Genomic DNA, 21318 nt, shown 5'->3' with positions numbered 1-21318 from the left:
GCACGTTCCCATGACCGAGTCGCAAACCGCCTTTGAGCTGCTGCTGGACATCGACCGCCGTTGCCGCCTGTTGGCCGCTGATTTGCCGTCCCAGGAAACCCGCTCGCACAGCTGGAGCGGCATTGGCTTTCGCCTGGGCGGGCATTGGTATGTGGCGCCCATGGGCGAAGTCGCCGAGGTACTGCATGAACCGCGCTGCACCCTGATGCCCGGGGTCAAGCCCTGGGTCAGGGGCGTGGCCAACCTGCGCGGGCGCTTGCTGCCGGTGATCAACCTGTGCGGGTTTTTCGGCTATGAGCTGTCGACGGCGCGCAAGCAGCGCCGGGTGCTGGTGATCGAACACGAAGACACTTTCGTCGGCCTGCTGGTGGATGAGGTGGTCGGCCTGCAGCACTTCGCCCAGGACCAGCTGCGCCCGGTATCGGCCAGCGTGCCCGCGGCCAGCGCCGCGTTTATCCAAGGCCAGTTCAGCGGCGACCCGCTGTGGCAGGTCTTCAGCCCCTTCGCCCTGGCCCAGGCCCCGGGCTTTCTGGATGTTGCCGCATGAGCACCGCCACGCCCGTCAAACCGCAGGAAGCCTCCCGTAGCCGCTCGCAGATCATCGTGCTGTTTATCGCGCTGATCATCTTCATCATGCTGCTGTTCGCCAACTTCGCGTACCTCAACACCCAGTCCACCTACGACAAGCAGTACATCGGCCACGCCGGCGAGCTGCGCGTGCTGTCCCAGCGCATTGCCAAGAACGCCACCGAGGCCGCAGCCGGCAAGGCCGCCGCGTTCAAGCTGTTGAGCGAGGCGCGCAATGATTTTGCCCAGCGCTGGAGCTACCTGAAAAAAGGCGACCCGGCCACCGGCCTGCCCGCTGCGCCCAGCGCCGTGCGCAGCGAAATGCGCGCCGTGCAGCATGACTGGGAAGCCTTGCTCAAGAACACCGACGTGATCCTGGCCAGCGAGCAGACGGTGCTGTCCCTGCATCAAGTGGCGGCGACCCTGGCCGAAACCGTGCCGCAATTGCAGTTGGAGTCGGAAAAGGTCGTCGAGATCCTGCTGCAGCGCGGCGCGCCCGCCAGCCAGGTGGCCGTGGCCCAGCGCCAGTCGCTGCTGGCCGAGCGCATCCTGGGGGCGGTCAACACCGTGCTGGCGGGGGATGACACGGCGGTCAAGGCCGCCGACGCCTTTGGCCGCGATGCCAACCGCTTTGGCCAGGTCCTGGCCGGCATGCTCCAGGGCAGCGCAGGCCTGAAGATCAGCGAAGTGCAGGACCCGGACGCCCGTGCGCGCCTGGCGGAGATTGCCGAGCTGTTCGAGTTTGTCTCCGGCTCCGTGGATGAAATCCTCGAAACCTCGCCGCAACTGTTCCAGGTGCGCGCCTCGGCAAGCAACATCTTCAGCCTGTCGCAAACCCTGCTCGATGAAGCCTCGCACCTGGCCACCGGTTTTGAAAACCTGGCCGGCGGGCGCACCCTCGACACCATCGGCGGCTATGTCCTGGGCTTGCTGGCGCTGGCGTCAATCATCCTGATTGGCCTGGTGATGGTGCGCGAGACCAATCGCCAGCTGCGCGAAACCGCCGAGAAAAACGAACGCAACCAGAACGCGATCATGCGCCTGCTCGACGAAATCGAAGACCTGGCCGACGGCGACCTCACCGTGACCGCCTCGGTGACCGAAGACTTCACCGGCACCATCGCCGACTCCATCAACTATTCGGTGGACCAGTTGCGCGACCTGGTGGCGACCATCAACCTCACCGCCGGTGAAGTGGCCGGCGCCGTGCAGGAAACCCAGGCCACCGCCATGCACCTGGCCCAGGCCTCGGAACACCAGGCCCAGCAGATTGCCGAAGCCTCGACGGCGATCAACCAGATGGCCCAATCCATCGACCAGGTATCGGCCAACGCCGCCGAGTCTTCGGCGGTGGCCGAGCGCTCGGTGGAGATCGCCAACAAGGGCAACGAGGTGGTGCACAACACCATCCACGGCATGGACAACATTCGCGAGCAGATCCAGGACACCGCCAAGCGCATCAAGCGCCTGGGCGAGTCGTCCCAGGAAATCGGCGACATCGTCAGCCTGATCGACGACATCGCCGAGCAGACCAACATCCTCGCCCTCAACGCCGCGATCCAGGCGAGCATGGCCGGTGACGCCGGGCGCGGGTTTGCGGTGGTGGCCGATGAAGTGCAACGCCTGGCCGAGCGCTCGTCGGCGGCTACCCGGCAGATCGAGAACCTGGTGCGGGCGATCCAGACCGACACCAACGAAGCGGTGATCTCCATGGAGCAGACCACCACCGAAGTGGTACGTGGCGCCCGCCTGGCCCAGGACGCCGGGGTGGCCCTGGAAGAAATCGAGGGGGTGTCCAAGACCCTGGCCGCGCTGATCCAGAGCATCTCCAACGCCGCGCAGCAGCAAACCTCGTCGGCGGGGCAGATCTCCCTGACCATGAACGTGATCCAGCAGATCACCAGCCAGACCTCATCGGGCTCCACGGCCACCGCCGAGAGCATTGGCAACCTGGCCAAAATGGCCAGCCAGTTGCGCCGCTCGGTATCGGGTTTCACCCTGCCGCCCGTGCGCAAGACCGATGAATGACATGCCTCCCCAAAGCCACCGCAATCTAAATGTGGGAGCGGGCTTGCTCGCGAAAGCGGTGTATCAGTCACCTAATGTGCCGACTGACCCAGCGCTTTCGCGAGCAAGCCCGCTCCCACATGGATTCTCACTTTTCACCCATTCAGACGGGAGTCGTTATGGTTGACCGGCACGACTACGTCGCCCTCGAATGGGTCAAGGGCGAGATCGCCGACACCCTGAAGCAGGCCCGTGCGGCGCTGGACGCCTTTGCCGAGGACGCCAGCGAGCAAGCCCTGGCGCAGTGCCTGGAGGGCATTCACCAGGTCCACGGTGCGCTGCAAATGGTCGAGTTCTACGGCGCGGCACTGCTCGCCGAAGAAATGGAGCACCTGGCCCTGGCCCTGCAAGCCGGGCGTGTCAGCCAGCGTGAAGAAGGCATTCGCCTGCTGCAACAGGCCCTCGGCCAACTGCCGTTGTACCTGGACCGTGTGCACAGCGCGCGGCGCGACCTGCCCCTGGTGGTGTTGCCACTGCTCAACGACCTGCGCAGCGTGCACGGCAAAAGCCTGCTCTCGGAAACCAGCCTGTTCAGCCCGCAACTGCTGGTGATCGCGCCGCTGCCCGATGATGCCCTGGCCCAACGAGCGCCGGCCGATTTTGCCGAGCAACTGCAGCAATGGCGGCAAATGCTGCAACAGGGCTTGGCCGGGCTGCTGCGTGAAGACCACGGCCCGAGCAACCTGGAAGACATGGCGCGGGTCTTCGCGCAACTGGAAGCGCTGTGTCACGGCGCGCCGTTGCTGGCGTTGTGGCAAGTCACCTCGGCGCTGGCCGAAGGCATGCTCACCGGCGTTATCGCCAATAGCCCGGCGTTGCGCAGCCTGCTCAAGAGCTGTGACAAGGTGCTCAAGCGCCTGCAAATCCAGGGCATCGAAGGGATCAACACCCCGGCGCCCGACCAACTGCTCAAGAGCCTGCTGTTTTACATCGCCAAAGTCACCCGACCGACGCCGCGCATGCAAAGCCTCAAGGAACGCTACGGCCTGGATGAAGCCTTGCCCGACAGCACCGTGGTCGATGCCGAGCGCGCGCGCCTGGCCGGGCCGGACCGCAACGCCATGGGCTCGGTGCTCGGCGCGTTGTGTGAGGAGTTGGTGCGGGTCAAGGAGCGCCTGGACCTGTTCGTGCGCAGCGACCGCCAACACATCTCTGGCCTGGACAGCCTGCTGGCGCCGTTGCGGCAGATCGCCGATACCCTGGCGGTATTGGGCTTTGGCCAGCCGCGCAAAGTGATCATCGACCAATTGGCGGTGGTCCAGGGCCTGGCCCAGGGGCAGCGCGAGCCCAACGACGCGGTGTTGATGGATGTCGCCGGGGCCCTGCTTTATGTCGAAGCGACCCTGGCGGGGATGGTCGGCACCGTCGAACCGCAAAACCGTGAAGACAGCCGCCTGCCCACCACCGACCTGACCCAGATCCACCAATTGGTGATCAAGGAGTCATGCCAGTGCCTCAAGCAGGCGCGAGAGCTGGTCATCGACTGCCTTGAGGCGCAATGGGATACACAGCGCCTGGAGTCCCTGCCAGAGCTGCTGACCCAGGTGCGTGGCGCCCTGGCGATGATCCCGCTGCCGCGCGCGGCGAGCCTGGTGCGTGGCTTCAAGATTTACGTCGATGAACAGTGGATGGGCCATGACACCGCGCCGCCGGCGGCGCAGCTGGAGCATTGCGCCGATGTGCTCACCAGCCTGGAACACTACCTGGAGCGCATGCTGCAGGACCCGGATGCACCGGGCGAGCGGGTGTTGGATATCGCTTTTGAAGGGCTCGCGGCGCTAGGTTATGCGCCAGTGCCCGCGCAGCAAGCCTGGCGCCAGGAACCCTCGGCACCGCACGATGAATTGCCGGTCGATTCCCAGACCCTGGCGCAGGCCCTGGCCAGCCCGACCCCACGTCTCAACCCACCGGCCCTGCAACGCCCGGGCAGCCTGCTGCCGCCGCCAGCCGATGAAGAGTCGGTGGATGATGAACTGCGCGAAGTGTTCCTGGAAGAAACCGCCGAAGTGCTGGACGTGTTGCAGCGCCTGGTGCCCCAAGGTGCCGCCAGCCTTGAAGATAAAACCGCCCTGAGCGACATGCGCCGCGCCTTCCATACCCTCAAGGGCAGCGGGCGCATGGTGCGTGCCCTGGTGTTGGCGGAGTTGGCGTGGGCCGTGGAAAACCTGCTGAACCGCGTGCTGGAACGGGTGGTCGCGCCGGGCGCCGAGGTCCAGGCCGTGCTGGATGACGTGCTGGTGCTGCTGCCGGCCTTGATCGCCGAGTTCGCCGCCGACACCCAGCGCCAGCGCGATGATGTCGACCACCTTGCCGCACGCGCCCATGCCCTGGCCAGTGGCGCGCCGTTACCGCCAGCCGTGGCTCAGGATGACAGCGCGCTCGACCCACTGCTGCTGGAGATCTTTCGCAACGAAGCACAGAGTCACCTGGACAGCCTCAATCGGTTTTTGCACCAGGCCACCGAGCAGATGCCGCTGCCTGTCAGCGATGAGCTGCAACGTGCCCTGCATACCCTCAAGGGCAGTGCCTACATGGCGGGCGTCTTGCCCATCGCCGAACTGGCGCGGCCGCTGGACCACCTGACCCGCGAATACAAGGCCCATCGCCTGGCCCTGGACCTGGATGAAATCGACTTGCTGCTGGAGGGCGAAGCCCTGTTCCAGCGCGGCCTGCGCCAGTTGGACAGTGACCCCCTGGCGCCCATCGACGGTGCGCAATCGTTGATCGAGCGCACCCAGGCGCGCCTCGACAGCCAGCTCGAAGCCTTCCTCAATGCGCCGAGCGCCGGCCTGCGGGTCAAGCGCGACCCACAGTTGATCAGCAACTTCCTGGCCCAGGGCATGGACATCCTGCTCGATGCCGAAAGCCTGCTGCGGCGCTGGCAACAACACCCTGGCGAGCGCCAGGAGCTCAGTGCGTTGCTGGACGAGCTGACCACCCTGGGCGAGGGCGCGCACCTGGCCGAACTGCATCCGATGGATGAACTGTGCGAAGCCTTGCTCGACCTGTATGGCGCGGTGGAAGAAAGCAGCCTGGCGGTCAGCGAGCGATTTTTCCAGGAGGCCGAACAGGCCCATGAAGCCCTGATCAACATGCTCGACCAACTGGCCGCCGGCCAGGAGGTCTGCCCGGCGCCGGCGCGCATGAAAGCCTTGCGCGAGTTACTCGATGAAGGGCTCGACCCCAGCGCCACCGGCCTGATCAAAACCGATGGCAGTCGCGCCTTGAGCATTGCCGAACTGGGCGCGGCCACCTCGCAGTTGCAGCAGGACTGGGCGGTGGACGATGAGATCGTCGAGATCTTCCTTGAAGAAGCGGTGGATATCCTCGACAGCGCCGGGCAGTCCCTCAAGCGCTGGCTGCTGGACCCCGACGGCGTGGCGCCGCTGTCGTCCCTGCAACGCGACCTGCACACCCTGCGCGGCGGTGCGCGCATGGCCGAAATCGGCCCGGTGGGCGATCTGGCCCAAGAGTTGGAAAGCCTTTACGAAGGCCTGGTGGACCGGCGCTACAACTACTCCGTTGAAATGGCGCAAGTGTTGATGGACAGCCATGAACACCTGGCCTTGCAACTGGAGCAGTTGCAAGAGCAGCAACCCTTGAGTGATTCCAGCGCCCTGATTGGCCGCTTGCGCGAGGTGCGCCAGAACGCCGCGCCGGTGGCGCTGCCCACACCGCCCGATGCACAGGGCGGCGGCAGTGATCCGGAGCTGCTGGACATCTTTCTGGAGGAAGCGGCCGACATCCTCGACAGCTCCGGCGCCGCACTGTCGCGCTGGCAGGCCGAGCCCCAGGGCCGCCAGGAAGTCGAGACTCTGCTGCGCGACCTGCACACCCTCAAGGGCGGCGCGCGGATGGTCGAGATTGGCCCGATTGGCGACCTGGCCCACGAACTGGAGTTTCTCTACGAAGGCCTGTCGGCGGGCTTGCTGGCGCCCACCAGCGAGCTGTTTGCGCTGCTGCAGGGCTGCCATGACCGCCTGGCGCAGATGGTCGAGGCAGTGGCGGCGGGGTTGCCGGTCGGTTCGGTGGAGCGCCTGATCGAGCGCATCAAAAGCCTGGTCCAGCCCAGCGAAGACCAGGCCGCACCGGTCGCCATGGCCGCCAGCAAACCCGAAGCCCCGGCCGCTAGCGAGCCGGGCGCGGACATGGTGAAAATCTCTGCCGAGCTGCTGGATGACCTGGTCAACCTCGCCGGCGAAACCTCGATTTTCCGTGGGCGCATCGAGCAGCAGGTCAACGACGCCCGCGCCGCCCTCAGTGAGGTGGAAACCACCATCGAGCGCATGCGTGACCAACTGCGCCGCCTCGATACCGAGACCCAGGGCCGTATCCTCAGCCGCCAGCACGCCGAGACCGAGCGCCTGGGCTACGAAGAATTCGATCCACTGGAAATGGATCGCCATTCCCAGTTGCAACAGCTGTCCCGCGCGTTGTCCGAGTCGGCCTCGGACCTTTTGGACCTCAAGGAAACCCTCGACCAGCGTAACCAGGACGCGCAGAACCTGTTGCAGCAACAGGCGCGGATCAACACCGAGCTGCAAGAAGGCCTGATGCGCACGCGCATGGTGCCGTTCGAGCGCATGCTGCCGCGCCTCAAGCGTATCGTGCGGCAAGTGGCCGGCGAGCTGGGCAAGGACGTGGAATTCGTGGTCGGCAATGCCGAGGGCGAGATGGACCGCAACGTGCTGGAGCGCATGGCCGCGCCCCTGGAGCATATGCTGCGCAACGCCGTCGACCATGGCCTGGAATCGCGGGATGCACGGCTGTTGGCGGGCAAGCCGCAGAAGGGCCGGATCACCCTGGACCTGAGCCACGAAGGTGGCGACATCATCTTCGACATGCGCGACGACGGCGCTGGCGTGCCGCTGGATGCGGTGCGGCGCAAGGCGATCAAGCGTGGCCTGCTGGACCCGGAGATGGAGATCAGCGATCGCGATGTGTTGCAGTTCATCTTGCAGCCGGGGTTTTCTACCGCCGAAAAAATCACCCAGATTTCCGGGCGCGGCGTGGGCATGGACGTGGTGCATGAAGAAGTGCGCCAGCTCGGCGGGAGCATGGTGATCGACTCTACGCCGGGGCAGGGCGTGCATTTTCGCATTCGCCTGCCGTTCACCGTGTCGGTCAACCGGGCGTTGATGGTGCAGTGCGCGGAAGACCAGTACGCGATCCCGCTGAACACCATCCAGGGCCTGGTGCGCGTGTTGCCCAATGAGCTGGAAGGGCACTACCAACTGGACCCGCCGGTGTATCAATACGCCGGCCAGCGCTATGAGCTGTATTACCTGGGCGAGCTGCTGCACACCGTGGCCCGGCCCAAGCTGCTGGGGCAAAGCCAGCCGCTGCCGGTGCTGCTGATGCAATGCAACGAGCGATATATTGCGGTGCAGGTGGACGACATGGCCGGCACCCGGGAAATCGTGGTCAAGGGCCTGGGCCCGCAGTTTGCGGCGGTGCAGGGGCTGTCCGGGGCGACCATCCTCGGCGATGGCCGGGTGGTGTTGATCATCGACCTGCTGGCACATATCCGCGCCCTGGCCCCGGCCTTGCCGGCCCAGGCGGCGGACACGGCATTGGCGGTCAACGAGCCGCAGAAAAAACAGCGATTGCTGGTGCTGGTGGTAGACGACTCAGTGACCGTACGCAAAGTCACCAGCCGCCTGCTCGAGCGCAACGGCATGAACGTACTGACTGCCAAGGACGGCATCGACGCCATCGCCCTGCTCGAAGAACACACCCCGGACCTGATGTTGCTGGACATCGAAATGCCGCGCATGGATGGCTTTGAAGTGGCGATCCAGGTGCGCAACGACCCACGGCTCGCGCGCCTGCCGATCATCATGATCACCTCGCGCACCGGCCAGAAACACCGCGATCGGGCCATGGCGATTGGCGTCAACGACTACCTTGGCAAGCCCTATCAAGAGTCGGTGTTGCTCGAAAGCATCGCCTACTGGAGCCCGAAACATGCTTGACCACCGCACCAGCCAACTCACCGGCTTGCTGCTGCCCCTGGCCGACCGCCACCTGCTGCTGCCCAACGTAGCGGTGGCCGAGCTGATCGACTTCCAGCGCGGCGAACCGGCCAGCGACGCTCCGCCGTGGTACCTGCGGCAAGTGACCTGGCGCGACCAGCAACTGCCCCTGATCAGCTTCGAAGCGGCCTGCGGTGGTACCAGCGTTGTCAGCGAACGCGCACGGATCGTCGTGCTCAACGCCCTCGGCGGGCGCCCGACCTTGAAGTTCATCGCGCTAGTGATCCAGGGCATTCCCCGCTCGTACAAGCTCGACAGCCAGTTGAGCTACGTGGACGTACCCCTATCACCGCTGGAACTGGCGGCGGTACAGGTCGGCGAGCATGTGGCGAAAGTGCCGGATCTGATGGGGTTGGAAGCGCTGCTGGTCGAGGCTGGGTTGGCGTGAACAACCGTTTTCAGCACCTCTGAAGACCCAATGTGGGAGCTGGCTTGTGTGGGAGCTGGCTTGCCTGCGATAGCATCACCTCGGTTTAACTGACACACCGAAGCGTCTGCATCGCAGGCAAGCCAGCTCCCACATTGGATTGCGCTTGGCGCCAAACCTTACTTAATCTGCGCAAAACGCTCAATGACCGGTTGTTCACGGTGCTCTGCTTGCCAAAGATCGTAGGTACTTTGCATCGACAACCATAACCGCGCTTTGCTGATGCCTGCCCGCTCCAACCTCACGGCAAGGTCTGGGCTGACTGGCGCGTGACCATGCAGGATCCTGGAGAATGTTTCCCTGGCAAAGCCGAGCCGCCGGGCCATGTCGGTAATGGTGATGCCCAAGCTGGGCATCACATCCTCAAGCAGGATTTCGCCGGGATGTGGCGGGTTGTGCATACCCATGTACGTGCCCCTGTTCAATGGTAGTCAAGGTAATCAACCAGTTCGACGTGATCATCAAGCATACGAAAAATGATGCGCCAGTTACCGCTAATGCTGACGGAGCAGTAGTCGAGCAGATCGCCTTTGAGTCGATGAAAACGCCATCCTGGGAGATTCAATTCGCCCGGGTGTCCTGCGCTATCCAGAATCAGCAGCACACGACGCAAGCGTTTCGCGTGACCCGCGTTGATGCCTTTGGTTGATCCTGTTTCATAATGTTCTGCTGGTGAGATGATTCAAATTCCAAAGGCTAGAGAGGTGCCATCCGAGCAACAACCCTAAAAATCTGTAGGAATGATCATGCGGCATGATGCCTTCAGATTTTTCCCGCACATTTTCGCGCCGCCCATGAACTTGTCGCTCGCCGCCTGCGCGCCTAGGCTTGGTCGGTCATCGCAAAAAACGGTGACACGGACGTGCAAGTCCGGTTACATATCGGCGCACCAACGCCCATAGCCTTTCAACGGGCGTTTTTTATGCCTGCTGTGTTTGTTATGGCGGCTGTGCGTGGGAGACCTTCGGGTCTGCCGGGGTCCGATATGCCCGGTCTTGCACACCTGCGCACAGCTGCCACCCGATTTGCGTGCAAGCAAGCGGTGTCAGTCTCCTTCACATATCGGAGATGTTCACCATGATCAAACCCACCCCCAACCGACCTACCTCATCCAGTATCTTCACCGTCAACCCACACCAGAACACCGAAACCCTGCTGGTCAACGCCAGTGAAACCCTCGCGTCCCTCAACGCCCTGACCTGCGGCCTGGCCTTTGAGCTGAACGGCGCCCAGCGCGGCGTGCTCCTGGCCATCCAACAAATGACCGAACTGGGCCAACTGCTGGTCGAGCGTGCGCTGGAGCAAATATCGCCTGCGGTCGTTGCGTAAAACTTGATCAGTCCCAGAAAGGGACCGTTCGTTCCCTTTTTGGGACTGATGCCTGCTCGGGTAAAGCCCCACGTAAACCCGCCGATAACCCAAGGAGTCTTTCGGTGGAAGCAACAACACAATGTGGCTATTTGACGTATTTGCCTGGCTGTACAACCTCACCCCGTTTACCGGTGCTTTGCTGTTGTGGTTCCTGGTGTTGGTGTTCACTGCCAGCGCGACGATGAGTTTTCCGACACGGCGCGGCAAGCTCGCTGGCTTCGGGATTTCGGTGGTGGGCGCGGTGTTTATCTTGGGGTACCTGGAAACCCTCGTGCTCAACGCCACAGGCAAAGAAATCAAGGGTGTTGTGATCAACCTGGTGGTCATGAGCCTCGGCGGTTTGGGCTCGTGCTTGCTTGGGGTGGCCATTTCGAAAAGGCCGAGCAAGGCCGAGATTGAACAGACCCGCACCAGCATTCGTGGCTGGGGCCTGGCGGTCTTTGAATACCTGTTCGTGTTTATCCTGATGTGTTCACTGGTGCTGACTGTTTTCTGCCTGCCCTTGTGGCGCCTGGATTGGCCCGTGGTGTCGGGGCATCAAGTCACCGGCCTGTTGCTGGCTTTCCTGGGCGCGGCTTCAGGCTGTGCGATCGTCTCCTATCTGCGTCGGTTGATGAAGTGGGAGCAATGGGGCGTGGCCGTGTTGTTTGGGCTGCTGCTGTTTCTGCTGCCCGTGTACGTGCAGGCGATTTGGGGGCTGGTGAGCTGGAGCCTGGCGGCGGTGCTGGGGTTTCATGGCGTGGCGGGCATTGGCTTGGGCTGGACGGTGTGGCGCCAGCGCATGGAATGGCGGCGCTCCTGACCATTACTCCAACCGTAACAATCCGCCGTCGAGCTTGATTGATACCCCCCCGATTCACTCCTATGGTGAGCCCCACGACAGCGAACCCGTGGAGCGATCATGACAACAACAATAACCCCCGACTCGCGCTGGACGCGGCGCCGCGACGAGAAGCAGCGGCGGCTCGGGCTGGTCCAGGCGTTTGCCGACGGGGCCGTGCTGCCCAGCGACAGGATCGTCGAGGCCCTGCAAGCCCTGATCCTGCCCGGCGACCGCGTGGTGCTGGAAGGCAATAACCAGAAGCAGGCCGACTTTCTCTCGCGCTCCCTGGCCAAGGCCGACCCGGCCGTGCTCCACGATTTGCACATGATCATGCCCAGCGTCGGGCGCTCCGAGCACCTGGACCTGTTTGAAAAGGGCATCGCCCGCAAGCTCGATTTCTCGTTTGCCGGCACCCAATCCCTGCGCATCAGCCAGCTGCTTGAAGACGGCCTGCTGGAAGTCGGCGCGATCCACACCTACATCGAACTCTATGCGCGACTGGTCGTAGACCTGATCCCCAACGTGGTGCTGTCCGCAGGCTTCATGGCCGACCGCGCCGGCAATATCTACACCGGCCCCAGCACCGAAGACACCCCGGCGCTGATCGAGCCGGCGGCGTTCAGCGATGGCATCGTCATCGTGCAGGTCAACCAATTGGTGGACGACGTCAGCGACTTGCCCCGCGTGGACATCCCGGCCAGTTGGGTGGATTTCGTGGTGGTGGCCGACAAGCCCTTCTATATCGAACCGCTATTCACCCGCGACCCCCGGCATATCAAGCCGGTGCATGTGCTGATGGCGATGATGGCGATCCGTGGCATCTACGAAAAACACAACGTGCAGTCGCTGAACCATGGCATTGGTTTCAATACCGCCGCCATTGAACTGATCCTGCCGACCTACGGTGAGTCCCTGGGCCTTAAAGGCAAGATCTGCCGCAACTGGACCCTCAACCCGCACCCCACGTTGATCCCCGCCATCGAAAGCGGCTGGGTTGAAAGCGTGCATTGCTTCGGCACCGAACTGGGCATGGAAAACTACATCGCCGCGCGCCCGGATGTGTTCTTCACCGGCCGCGACGGCTCGTTGCGCTCCAACCGGATGTTCTGCCAACTGGCGGGGCAATACGCGGTGGACCTGTTTATCGGCGCCACTTTGCAGGTGGATGGTGACGGCCATTCGTCCACTGTGACCCGAGGCCGGCTCGCCGGGTTTGGCGGCGCGCCGAACATGGGCCACGACCCACGCGGGCGCCGCCACGGCACCCCGGCCTGGCTCGATATGCGCCACGACGATGCCCCCGAAGCCTTGCTGGAGCGCGGCAAAAAGCTGGTGGTGCAGATGGTCGAGACCTTCCAGGAGGGCGGCAAACCGACCTTCGTCGACACCCTCGACGCGGTGGAAGTGGCGCGCAAAAGCGGCATGCCCCTGGCGCCGATCATGATCTACGGCGACGACGTGACCCACTTGCTCACCGAAGAAGGCATCGCCTACCTGTACAAGGCGCGCTCCCTGGAAGAGCGCCAGGCGATGATCGCGGCGGTCGCCGGGGTGACCGCCATCGGCCTGCGCCACAACCCCAAGGACACCGCGCGCATGCGCCGCGAAGGCCTGATCGCCTTGCCCGAAGACCTCGGCATCCGCCGCACCGACGCCACCCGCGAACTGCTGGCGGCCAAAAGCGTGGCCGACCTGGTGGACTGGTCCGGTGGCCTGTACAACCCGCCCGCCAAGTTCAGGAGCTGGTAAATGCACGCACTCAAACTGCACACACTGACCCTGGCCGAGCAACTGGCGGACCTGGCGGTCGATGCACTGATCGACGAAGCGGACCTGTCGCCCAAGCCGGCGCTGGTGGATCGGCGTGGCAATGGCGCCCATCACGATTTGCACCTGGGCCTGATGCACGCGTCGGCGCTGTCCTTGTGGCCGGCCTTCAAGGAAATGGCCGAAGCGGCGATTGCCCTGGGCGAGATCGGCCTGCCGCTGCGCGAAGCCCTCGGCCGGATCGGCCGCGAAGGCGAACAGGCGATGCTCGCCACCACCCAGGGCGTGAATACCCACCGTGGCGCGATCTGGGCCCTTGGCCTGCTGGTGGCCGCCGCCGCGCTGGCACCTACCTCGCGCACGGCCAATGCGCTGACTTTAAGGGCTGCGCGCCTGGCCCTGCTCCATGACCGTTATGCACCGCAACCGCTGAGCCATGGCGCGCAAGTCGCGCAGCGCTATGGCGTACGTGGCGCCCGCGAAGAAGCGCAACTGGGCTTCCCCGCAGTGCTGCAACGGGGCCTGCCGCAACTGCACGCAAGCCGTTTGCAACAACACGGCGAGCAGAACGCGCGCCTCGATGCGCTGCTGGCGATCATGACCCAACTGGCCGACACCTGCGTGCTCTACCGCGCCGGCACCGATGGCTTGCAGGCGATGCAACGGGGCGCCCAGGCCGTGCTGGATGCGGGCGGCAGCGCGAGCCTGGCCGGGCGGCGTCGCCTCAATGAGCTGGACCAGCAACTGCTGGCCCTGAATGCCTCCCCCGGTGGCGCCGCCGACCTGTTGGCCGCCTGCCTGTTTATCGACCGCATCGAGTCTTGCGACGGAGCGTTTTGATGGAAACCCTATCCTTTGAATTCCCCGCCGGGCAGCCGCCCAAAGGCCGCGCGCTGGTGGGCTGCGTCGGTTCCGGCGACCTTGAAGTGCTGCTGGAACCGGGCACGGCGGGCACCTTGAGCATCCAGGTGCAAACCTCGGTCAACGGCGCCGAGCAGCGTTGGCAGCACCTGTTCCAGCGGATTTTCCAGGAGCAGACCCCACCGGCGCTGAACATTCAGATCCACGATTTTGGCGCCACCCCCGGCGTGGTGCGTTTGCGCCTGGAGCAAGGTTTCGAGGAGCTTGGCCATGACTGATTTACTCAACCGGCACAGCTTCGTCGAACTCGGCGCCCGCCAGCGGGCCAAGGCCTTGCTCGATGCCGGCAGCTACCGTGAATTGATCGACCCGTTCCAGCGCGTGATGTCGCCGTGGTTGAGCCGCCAGGGCGTGGTGCCGCAGGCTGACGACGGGGTGGTGATCGCCAAGGGCACCCTCGATGGCGTGCCGCTGGTGATCGCCGCCATCGAAGGCAACTTCCAGGGCGGCAGCCTCGGTGAAGTGGGCGGCGCGAAAATCGCCGGTGCCCTGGAGCTGGCCGCCGAGGACAACCGCAACGGCATCCCGACGCGTGCGGTGCTGTTGCTGGAAACCGGCGGCGTGCGCCTGCAGGAGGCCAACCTCGGGCTGGCGGCGATTGCCGATATCCACGCGGCGATTGTCGACCTGCGCCAGTACCAACCGGTGATCGGCGTAGTGGCCGGCAGCGTTGGCTGTTTTGGCGGCATGTCCATTGCCGCGGGCCTGTGCAGCTACCTGGTGGTGACCCGTGAAGCGCGCCTGGGCTTGAACGGCCCGCAAGTGATCGAACAGGAAGCCGGCCTTGAAGAATACGACTCCCGTGACCGGCCCTTCATCTGGAGCCTGACCGGCGGCGAGCAGCGCTTCAACAGCGGCCTGGCCGACCGTTATGTGGCGGACGATGTGGCGCAGATCCGCCAGCAGATCAGCGAACTGTTGCAGCAAGGTTTGCCGGCCTCGCAACGCAGCCGCCAGGCCGACTATTACCTGGCGCGCCTGGCTGCGCTGGACGCCGAACCGCAGATCGAGCCGGCCACGGTTCGTGACCTGTATCAGGGAGAACGCTCATGAGAGGCTTGCACTGGTTCAACGCATTGCGCGCGGATGCGGCGCCGGTGGCGGGTTTGCCGGCTTCGTTGAAAGTTGCTGATGGCGTGCTCGGCGAGCAGGCCGTGCGGTTTATCGCGGTGGTGCCCGATGCTGCCAACCGCTTCCCCCGCGCCCGCCAAGGTGAGGTTGGGTTGCTGGAAGGCTGGGGCCTGGCCAAGGCGGTGGATGAAGCCATCGCCCGCGGCGATCAACGCGCGATTGTGGCCATTGTCGACGTGCCGAGCCAGGCCTACGGCCGTCGCGAAGAAGCCCTGGGCATTCATCAGGCCCTGGCGGCGGCGGCGGACAGTTATGCCCGCGCCCGTTTGGCCGGGCACCCGGTGATCGGGTTGCTGGTGGGCAAGGCCATGTCCGGGGCGTTTCTCGCCCATGGCTACCAGGCCAACCGCCTGATTGCCCTGCGCGACCCTGGGGTGATGGTCCACGCCATGGGCAAGGCCTCGGCGGCGCGGGTCACCTTGCGCAGCGTCGAAGAGCTTGAGGCCCTGGCCGCCAGCGTGCCGCCCATGGCCTATGACATCGACAGCTATGCCAGCCTTGGCTTGCTCTGGGAAACCCTCACGGTCAGCCAGATCGAACAACCGACCGCCGACGACCTGGCGCGGGTCAGGGATTGCCTGGTGCAGGCGATCAAGGATGTGCAGAACAGCGGCGTGCGCGATTTACGCGGGCGCCTGGGCGCCGTCAACCGTGCCGCGTCCAGCCATGTACGCCAGCTGTTGCGGGAGCAATGGTGAACGCCCACGACTTGCTCTGGGGCATGGCCCCGGCGCACGTGCCCGCTGACGCACCGGCCTGGGTACTGGCGGTGATCGGGGCGGGGCAGCCGGTGGTGGTGCGCCGGGCGCTGGCCGAACCGGGCTATGTGGCGGTGGGTGTGCGTGGACGTTTGCGTGAGCAGCGCTTTGCAGCCGTGATGCCCGTGGCGGCTGTGCAACGGCGAGTGACACCCGAGGCCCTGTGCGGGGTGATCTCGCCGCGGGATTTACCGGCGTTGCGTGCCCTCGACCAACTGCGGCCGGTACTGGCGCAAGAGGTGTGGGGTGTGACGGGCAGCGCGGGTTTCGAGTTGGCCACGGGCATTGAGGCACTGCATGCCCAGAGCGATCTGGATTTGCTGCTGCGCGCGCCCGAGCGGCTTGATCGCGGTGATGCCGAGGCGCTGCTGGCGATTCTGGACACCGCACCGTGTGCCGTGGACCTGCAATTGCAAACCCCTTATGGCGCGGTGGCCTTGCGCGAATGGGCCGGCCCATCGCTGCGGGTGCTGCTGAAAAACGCCAGCGGTGCGCATCTGGTGATCGACCCTTGGCAGGCCGTGGCATGAGCAGCCTCCTGGTGTTTCCGGGGCAGGGTGCCCAACGCCCGGGCATGCTCCAGCAATTGCCTGCCAACGTCCTCGATGAAGCCAGCGATACCTTGGGACAAGAGGTGCGCCAGCTCGATTCGGCGCAGGCCCTGGCCAGCACCCGCGCCGTGCAACTGTGCCTGCTGATCGCCGGCGTGGCCCATGCCCGTGAGTTGCAACACACACCGGACTATGTGGCGGGCCTGTCCATCGGCGCTTATCCGGCGGCAGTGATCGCCGGGGCCCTGGCGTTTGCCGATGCGCTGCGGCTGGTCAGCCTGCGCGGTGAACTGATGCAGCACGCTTATCCACAGGGCTACGGCATGACAGCGCTGATCGGCCTGGAGTTATCCACCGTCGAAAGCGTGCTCGCCGAGGTCCACAGCGCGCAAACCCCGGTGTACCTGGCCAATATCAATGCCGATAACCAGTGCGTGATCGCCGGCAGCGATGCCGCCATGCAACGGGTGGCCAACCGCGTCAAAGGCCAGGGCGTGGCCAAGCGCCTGGCCGTCAGCGTGCCGTCCCATTGCGCCCTGCTGGAGCAACCGGCCCAGGCCCTCGCTGAAGCGTTTGCCAAGGTCGCGCTCAAGGCGCCGGCCATCACTTACCTGAGCAGCAGCCGGGCGCGGCCGATCCGCGATCCTGCGCAGTTGCGCGACGACCTGGCGTTCAACATGTGCCGCCTCGTCGATTGGCGCGGCACCGTGCAAAGCGCCTATGAGCGCGGCGTGCGCCTGCACATCGAGCTGCCTCCGGGCACAGTCCTCACCGGCCTTGCGCGGCGGGTGTTTGAGCAAGGCACCGTGATTGCCTTCGAAGGTGCGCGCCTGGACACCTTGCAGGCCTTGCTGGAACAGGAGGGCCGCCACCACCGATAAAGCGTGAGCTTGGCTTTCGAAGCACAAAAACAACAATTTCGATCAAGCATCAAGAGGACTACCAGCATGATTATTTACGGTGTGGCGTTTCTGGCCCTGTGTACCCTGGCGGGCCTGTTCGTCGGCGAGCTATTGGGCAAATGGATGGGCATCCCGGCCAACGTCGGCGGGGTGGGGATCGCGATGTTGCTGCTGATCGGCCTGGGCAGTTACCTCGCCAAGCGTGGCCTGTTTACCGGCAAATCCGAGCAGGGCGTGAGCTTCTGGGCGGCGGTGTACATTCCCATTGTGGTGGCCATGGCGGCCCAGCAAAACGTGTATGGCGCGATCAGTGGCGGCCCGATGGCGATCCTCGCCGGCACCAGCGCGGTGGTTGTGGCATTTGCCCTGGTGCCGGTGCTGGTGCGCATCGGCAAGCGTGAGCCGGAAGCGGTTGTCACTCCCAAGTCGGCAGGGTGAGCGCCATGTACGAATCCTTGATGAAAGTCATCACCGGCTACGGCCTGATCAGCGGTTTTGCGGTGATCGGCCTGACCATGTGGGTGTCCTACTGGATCAGCGACACCTTCACCAAAGGCCGCCTGCATGGTTCGGCCATCGCGATCCTGCTGGGGCTGGTGCTGTCCTATGTGGGTGGTGCGTTTACCGGCGGGGCCAAGGGCGTGGTGGATATCCCGTTGTTGTCGGGTATCGGCCTGCTGGGCGGGGCGATGCTGCGGGACTTTGCCATCGTGGCCACCGCGTTTGGGGTGAGCGTCGATGAGCTCAAGCGTGCTGGATATGTGGGGGTGCTGGCGTTGTTTGTCGGCGTTGGCTCGTCGTTTATCGCAGGCGTCGGAGTGGCCATGGCGTTTGGTTATACCGATGCGGTGAGCCTGACCACCATCGGCGCCGGGGCCGTGACCTACATCGTCGGGCCGGTGACCGGGGCGGCGATTGGCGCCAGTTCCGAGGTGATGGCGCTGTCCATCGCGGCGGGGTTGATCAAGGCCATTCTGGTGATGGTGATGACCCCGTTCGTCGCCCCGCTGATTGGCCTGAACAGCCCGCGCAGTGCGGTGATCTTCGGCGGGCTGATGGGCACCTCCAGCGGCGTGGCCGGTGGGTTGGCGGCGACTGATCCGAAGCTGGTGCCTTATGGCTGCCTGACGGCGGCGTTTTATACGGCGCTGGGGTGTTTGTTGGGGCCTTCGTTGTTGTTTTTGATCATGCGGGGGTTGGTGGGCTGATCGACCCTTTGTAGGATCCGGCTTGCCGGCGATGGCTGCCTTGGATGTGTCGCAAGGCGAATGGCCTCATCGCCGGCAAGTCGGCTCCTACAGGGGCAGTGTTCAACGTTGCCGATTGGCATACATCCGACACTCCGCCAACAACGCCAGCAAGTTCGGATCGCGCTCCTTGGCCTTCAAGAACACCACGCCAATGTGCTGCTGCAACCGGTAGCGTGGTTGCAGCGGGATCAGCTTGACCCGGTTCTCATACACCGCCGCGATCCTTCCCGGCAGCAGCGCATAGCCAACGCCCGAGCTGACCATGCTCAGCAGGGTAAAGATATCGTTGACCTGCATCGCCACCTTCGGCTCGAAGCCTGCCTGCTTGAACACCCGTGCGCCGTCCTGGTGGGTGGCGAAGCCTTGGGTCAGGGTGATGAAGGTGGCATCGCGCACCTGGGCCAGGTCGATTTCCTGTTCGCGATCCAGGGGCGAGTCGGCGGGGGTGGCGAGGAAGATATCGTCGCAAAACAGCTGGATCTGCGCGCAGTCCGGCTCGACGGCCTGGTCGTCGAGGGAGATCAGGATCGCGTCGACTTCCATGTTCTTGAGCTTGTACATCAGGTCGACGTTGGAGCCCAGGATCAGGTCGATATTGAGCTCGCTACGCCTGATTTTCAGGCCCATGATCAGTTGCGGCACGGTCTTGACCGTCAGCGAATACAGAGCGCCGAGCTTGAAACGCTCGGCGGAGAAACCGGCGGCTTCGCGGGTCAGGCGCACGCTGTCGACCACATCCTGTACCAGCTTCTGCGCGCGTTCTTCGAGGACGTAGGCGCTTTCCAGGGGGGTGAGGTTGCGCCCTTCGTGCTTGAACAGCGGGCAGCGCAGGGCGTTTTCCAGGGAGTGGATGGCCCGGTGCACGCTGACATTGCTGGTCTGCAACTCGGCGGCGGCACGGGCCAGGTTGCCGGTGCGCATGAAGGCCAGGAAGATTTCCAGTTTCTTGAGGGTAAATTCTTCGTCGATCAGCATGGCGATGACTCTTATTCGAATGCGTTCGATTGTGCCCTTAAAGCGCCGCAACCGTCATAACGGTCTTGCACTCTCGCCTGTCAGGCCTGAGCCTTATGGGGTAGATGCAGCAGTTTTGGAGGTTGGCAACACATGTATCACGGAGAACGATTCAACGCCTGGAGCCATTTGCTCGGCGCCGTGGCAGCCTTTATCGGCGCGGTGTGGATGCTGGTGGTGGCGAGCATGGACGGCAGCCCGTGGAAGATCGTCAGCGTGGCGATCTACGGTTTTACGCTGCTGGTGCTGTATAGCGCCTCGACGGTGTATCACAGCGTGCGCGGGCGCAAAAAAGAAATCATGCAGAAGGTCGACCACTTTTCGATCTATCTGCTGATTGCCGGCAGCTACACCCCGTTTTGCCTGGTGACCCTGAACGGGCCGTGGGGCTGGACGCTGTTCGGGATTGTCTGGGGGCTGGCGGTGATCGGGATCTTGCAGGAGATCAAGCCGCGTTCCGAGGCGCGCATTTTGTCGATTGTGATTTATGCGGTGATGGGCTGGATTGTGTTGGTGGCGGTCAAGCCGTTGATTGCCGCGCTGGGCATGGACGGGTTTATCTGGCTGGCGTCGGGTGGGGTGTTGTACACGGTGGGGATTATCTTCTTTGCCCTGGAACACCGTTTAAGGCACTCCCACGGGATCTGGCATCTGTTTGTGATTGGCGGCAGCCTGCTGCATTTTGTGGCGATCATGCGCTACGTGCTCTGACGCACCTCGGTAGGAGCCGGCTTGCCGGCGATGGAGTCAGCAAGGTTGGCACAAGACTTGATGGCCTCATCGCCGGCAAGCCGGCTCCTACAGGTTTAGAGGCGGTCTAGCTGCTCCTGGGCACGGCTGCCAAAGATCTCCAGCAGGCTCGCCAACATATGCGGCGGTGGCTCGTCGGCGCGGGTCAGGGCATATAGGGTGATGGGCAGCGGCGGGGCCAGGGGGCGGATGCAGGTGCTGTCGGTGGAGGCGCCCAGCGCGGTGAAAGGGTCGATCACCGCCAGGCCGGCGCCGGACTCCACCATGGCCCGGGCCAGGGAGTAGGTCTGCACCGAGATCCGCACGCGCGGCGGTGGTTCGACCGCTTCCAGATAGCTGTCGAGCCGCGCCGACAGCGGGTCGGCACTCGACAGGCCAATCAACGGCGTGCCCGCCAGGGCCATCAAGGGCAGGGGTTTGCCCAGTTCCGCCGCCGGCCAGAAACCCCGTGGCGCCAGGGCCACCAATACGCCGTGGGCCAATGCCTGGGCCTTGAGCCCCGGATGGTCCGGGGACTTGAGGGTCAGCGCCACATCCATCTCGCGCATCAACAGGTTTTGCACCAGCTCGCGGCTGTGGGCGCTGGACAGTTCGCAGGCGATGTCCGGGTAGCGTTGGGTCCACTCGCCAATCGCCGGCGGCAGCAGTGACAAGGCCAGGGCCGGCGTGGCGCCAATGCGCAAGCTTTGGCCGGGCGCGCGCCGCAGGTTCTGCGCCAGGCGCCGCACGCCTTGCAGGCTTTCGCTGACCTTATCGACTTCGCGCTCCAGGGCCAGGGCTTCCGGGGTGGGCTGCAGCTTGCCGCGTATGCGCAGGAACAGCGGGAAGCCCAGTTGCAGCTCGGCATGTTGCAGCACCTTGGTCACCGCCGGTTGCGAGACATGCAGCAACTGCGCGGCGGCACTGACCGAGCCGGTCTGGCGGATGGCCTGGAAGATTTCGATATGACGCAAGCGCATGACGAGTCCATAACCTTTGTTTATA

General features: G+C 64.3%; 20 protein-coding genes. 16 read left to right on the top strand and 4 right to left on the bottom strand.

The window, feature by feature from the left end; all coding sequences use genetic code 11:
* The first annotated feature begins 10 nt into the window (after nt 1-10).
* The 4 genes from ACO77H_RS26060 (at nt 11) to ACO77H_RS26045 (ending at nt 9057) form a co-directional block, all read left to right on the top strand.
* Nucleotides 11-547, top strand: coding sequence for a chemotaxis protein CheW (locus ACO77H_RS26060; protein ID WP_169953562.1), 537 nt, complete (start codon nt 11-13; stop codon nt 545-547).
* Nucleotides 544-2595 (top strand): methyl-accepting chemotaxis protein, encoded by a 2052-nt coding sequence (locus ACO77H_RS26055; RefSeq protein WP_169953563.1) that lies wholly within the window; start codon nt 544-546, stop codon nt 2593-2595. The genes ACO77H_RS26060 and ACO77H_RS26055 overlap by 4 nt, the downstream gene beginning before the upstream one ends.
* 158 nt (nt 2596-2753) lie before the next feature.
* On the top strand, nt 2754-8609 hold the full coding sequence (locus ACO77H_RS26050) for an Hpt domain-containing protein (protein ID WP_432754736.1): 5856 nt from the start codon (nt 2754-2756) through the stop codon (nt 8607-8609).
* The gene (locus tag ACO77H_RS26045; RefSeq protein ID WP_169953565.1) at nt 8602-9057 is read left to right on the top strand and encodes a chemotaxis protein CheW; all 456 of its coding nucleotides are present in this window, start codon (nt 8602-8604) and stop codon (nt 9055-9057) included. Before ACO77H_RS26050 ends, ACO77H_RS26045 begins: the two co-directional genes overlap by 8 nt.
* 158 nt (nt 9058-9215) lie before the next feature.
* Here the strand turns inward: ACO77H_RS26045 and ACO77H_RS26040 are convergent, their stop codons facing one another.
* Nucleotides 9216-9503, bottom strand: coding sequence for a HigA family addiction module antitoxin (locus ACO77H_RS26040; protein WP_172313644.1), 288 nt, complete (start codon nt 9501-9503; stop codon nt 9216-9218).
* Between the two features lie 14 nt (nt 9504-9517).
* Entirely contained in the window at nt 9518-9778 is a 261-nt protein-coding gene (locus tag ACO77H_RS26035) for a type II toxin-antitoxin system RelE/ParE family toxin (protein ID WP_169953841.1), read from the bottom strand.
* Between the two features lie 395 nt (nt 9779-10173).
* On the opposite strand from ACO77H_RS26035, the gene ACO77H_RS26030 reads away from it, so the two are divergent.
* The 11 genes from ACO77H_RS26030 (at nt 10174) to madM (ending at nt 18528) form a co-directional block, all read left to right on the top strand.
* A complete protein-coding gene (locus tag ACO77H_RS26030; RefSeq protein WP_432754735.1) occupies nt 10174-10425 on the top strand; it encodes a DUF6124 family protein in 252 nt (83 codons plus the stop codon).
* A gap of 121 nt (nt 10426-10546) precedes the next feature.
* The gene (locus tag ACO77H_RS26025; RefSeq protein ID WP_432754734.1) at nt 10547-11269 is read left to right on the top strand and encodes a hypothetical protein; all 723 of its coding nucleotides are present in this window, start codon (nt 10547-10549) and stop codon (nt 11267-11269) included.
* 99 nt (nt 11270-11368) lie between these two features.
* The gene (mdcA, locus tag ACO77H_RS26020; RefSeq protein WP_115129199.1) at nt 11369-13039 is read left to right on the top strand and encodes a malonate decarboxylase subunit alpha; all 1671 of its coding nucleotides are present in this window, start codon (nt 11369-11371) and stop codon (nt 13037-13039) included.
* Entirely contained in the window at nt 13040-13897 is an 858-nt protein-coding gene (locus tag ACO77H_RS26015) for a triphosphoribosyl-dephospho-CoA synthase (protein ID WP_432754733.1), read from the top strand.
* A complete protein-coding gene (locus ACO77H_RS26010) occupies nt 13897-14196 on the top strand; it encodes a malonate decarboxylase subunit delta (RefSeq protein ID WP_057960874.1) in 300 nt (99 codons plus the stop codon). The genes ACO77H_RS26015 and ACO77H_RS26010 overlap by 1 nt, the downstream gene beginning before the upstream one ends.
* Nucleotides 14189-15031, top strand: coding sequence for a biotin-independent malonate decarboxylase subunit beta (locus ACO77H_RS26005; RefSeq protein WP_432754732.1), 843 nt, complete (start codon nt 14189-14191; stop codon nt 15029-15031). Before ACO77H_RS26010 ends, ACO77H_RS26005 begins: the two co-directional genes overlap by 8 nt.
* The gene (gene mdcE / locus ACO77H_RS26000) at nt 15028-15807 is read left to right on the top strand and encodes a biotin-independent malonate decarboxylase subunit gamma (protein ID WP_432754731.1); all 780 of its coding nucleotides are present in this window, start codon (nt 15028-15030) and stop codon (nt 15805-15807) included. The genes ACO77H_RS26005 and mdcE overlap by 4 nt, the downstream gene beginning before the upstream one ends.
* Entirely contained in the window at nt 15801-16397 is a 597-nt protein-coding gene (locus ACO77H_RS25995) for a malonate decarboxylase holo-ACP synthase (protein WP_170057591.1), read from the top strand. The genes mdcE and ACO77H_RS25995 overlap by 7 nt, the downstream gene beginning before the upstream one ends.
* Nucleotides 16394-17299, top strand: a complete 906-nt coding sequence (gene mdcH / locus ACO77H_RS25990) for a malonate decarboxylase subunit epsilon (RefSeq protein WP_169953578.1) — start codon at nt 16394-16396, stop codon at nt 17297-17299. The genes ACO77H_RS25995 and mdcH overlap by 4 nt, the downstream gene beginning before the upstream one ends.
* A 66-nt stretch (nt 17300-17365) precedes the next feature.
* A complete protein-coding gene (gene madL / locus ACO77H_RS25985; protein ID WP_169953580.1) occupies nt 17366-17758 on the top strand; it encodes a malonate transporter subunit MadL in 393 nt (130 codons plus the stop codon).
* Nucleotides 17759-17763: 5 nt separating this feature from the next.
* Nucleotides 17764-18528, top strand: a complete 765-nt coding sequence (gene madM, locus ACO77H_RS25980) for a malonate transporter subunit MadM (protein WP_169953582.1) — start codon at nt 17764-17766, stop codon at nt 18526-18528.
* Between the two features lie 102 nt (nt 18529-18630).
* Here the strand turns inward: madM and ACO77H_RS25975 are convergent, their stop codons facing one another.
* Entirely contained in the window at nt 18631-19545 is a 915-nt protein-coding gene (locus ACO77H_RS25975) for a LysR family transcriptional regulator (RefSeq protein WP_169953584.1), read from the bottom strand.
* A 132-nt stretch (nt 19546-19677) separates the two neighbouring features.
* Here ACO77H_RS25975 and trhA point away from each other — a divergent pair, with 132 nt between their 5' ends.
* Complete coding sequence (gene trhA / locus ACO77H_RS25970) at nt 19678-20295, top strand: PAQR family membrane homeostasis protein TrhA (protein ID WP_432754730.1); 618 nt, start codon at nt 19678-19680, stop codon at nt 20293-20295.
* Between the two features lie 95 nt (nt 20296-20390).
* On the opposite strand, the gene ACO77H_RS25965 is transcribed toward trhA, so the two are convergent.
* Nucleotides 20391-21293, bottom strand: a complete 903-nt coding sequence (locus ACO77H_RS25965) for a LysR family transcriptional regulator (protein ID WP_169953586.1) — start codon at nt 21291-21293, stop codon at nt 20391-20393.
* Between the last annotated feature and the right edge of the window lie 25 nt (nt 21294-21318).

The organism is Pseudomonas sp. WMBT8 (genome assembly GCF_050916005.1).
Lineage (GTDB): Bacteria > Pseudomonadota > Gammaproteobacteria > Pseudomonadales > Pseudomonadaceae > Aquipseudomonas.
This window is presented reverse-complemented; position numbering and strand designations above follow the sequence as displayed.

Excerpts from the sequence above, each read along its gene's own strand:
- ACO77H_RS26030 (WP_432754735.1), top strand. The coding sequence starts at position 10,174 with ATGATCAAACCCACCCCCAACCGACCTACCTCATCCAGTATCTTCACC.
- mdcE (WP_432754731.1), top strand. The coding sequence starts at position 15,028 with ATGAGAGGCTTGCACTGGTTCAACGCATTGCGCGCGGATGCGGCGCCG.
- ACO77H_RS26005 (WP_432754732.1), top strand. The coding sequence starts at position 14,189 with ATGACTGATTTACTCAACCGGCACAGCTTCGTCGAACTCGGCGCCCGC.
- ACO77H_RS26050 (WP_432754736.1), top strand. The coding sequence starts at position 2,754 with ATGGTTGACCGGCACGACTACGTCGCCCTCGAATGGGTCAAGGGCGAG.
- trhA (WP_432754730.1), top strand. The coding sequence starts at position 19,678 with ATGTATCACGGAGAACGATTCAACGCCTGGAGCCATTTGCTCGGCGCC.
- mdcH (WP_169953578.1), top strand. The coding sequence starts at position 16,394 with ATGAGCAGCCTCCTGGTGTTTCCGGGGCAGGGTGCCCAACGCCCGGGC.
- ACO77H_RS26040 (WP_172313644.1), bottom strand. The coding sequence starts at position 9,503 with ATGGGTATGCACAACCCGCCACATCCCGGCGAAATCCTGCTTGAGGAT.
- madM (WP_169953582.1), top strand. The coding sequence starts at position 17,764 with ATGTACGAATCCTTGATGAAAGTCATCACCGGCTACGGCCTGATCAGC.
- ACO77H_RS26045 (WP_169953565.1), top strand. The coding sequence starts at position 8,602 with ATGCTTGACCACCGCACCAGCCAACTCACCGGCTTGCTGCTGCCCCTG.
- ACO77H_RS26055 (WP_169953563.1), top strand. The coding sequence starts at position 544 with ATGAGCACCGCCACGCCCGTCAAACCGCAGGAAGCCTCCCGTAGCCGC.
- ACO77H_RS26025 (WP_432754734.1), top strand. The coding sequence starts at position 10,547 with ATGTGGCTATTTGACGTATTTGCCTGGCTGTACAACCTCACCCCGTTT.
- ACO77H_RS26060 (WP_169953562.1), top strand. The coding sequence starts at position 11 with ATGACCGAGTCGCAAACCGCCTTTGAGCTGCTGCTGGACATCGACCGC.
- ACO77H_RS25965 (WP_169953586.1), bottom strand. The coding sequence starts at position 21,293 with ATGCGCTTGCGTCATATCGAAATCTTCCAGGCCATCCGCCAGACCGGC.
- madL (WP_169953580.1), top strand. The coding sequence starts at position 17,366 with ATGATTATTTACGGTGTGGCGTTTCTGGCCCTGTGTACCCTGGCGGGC.
- ACO77H_RS25995 (WP_170057591.1), top strand. The coding sequence starts at position 15,801 with ATGGTGAACGCCCACGACTTGCTCTGGGGCATGGCCCCGGCGCACGTG.
- ACO77H_RS26015 (WP_432754733.1), top strand. The coding sequence starts at position 13,040 with ATGCACGCACTCAAACTGCACACACTGACCCTGGCCGAGCAACTGGCG.
- ACO77H_RS25975 (WP_169953584.1), bottom strand. The coding sequence starts at position 19,545 with ATGCTGATCGACGAAGAATTTACCCTCAAGAAACTGGAAATCTTCCTG.
- ACO77H_RS26010 (WP_057960874.1), top strand. The coding sequence starts at position 13,897 with ATGGAAACCCTATCCTTTGAATTCCCCGCCGGGCAGCCGCCCAAAGGC.
- mdcA (WP_115129199.1), top strand. The coding sequence starts at position 11,369 with ATGACAACAACAATAACCCCCGACTCGCGCTGGACGCGGCGCCGCGAC.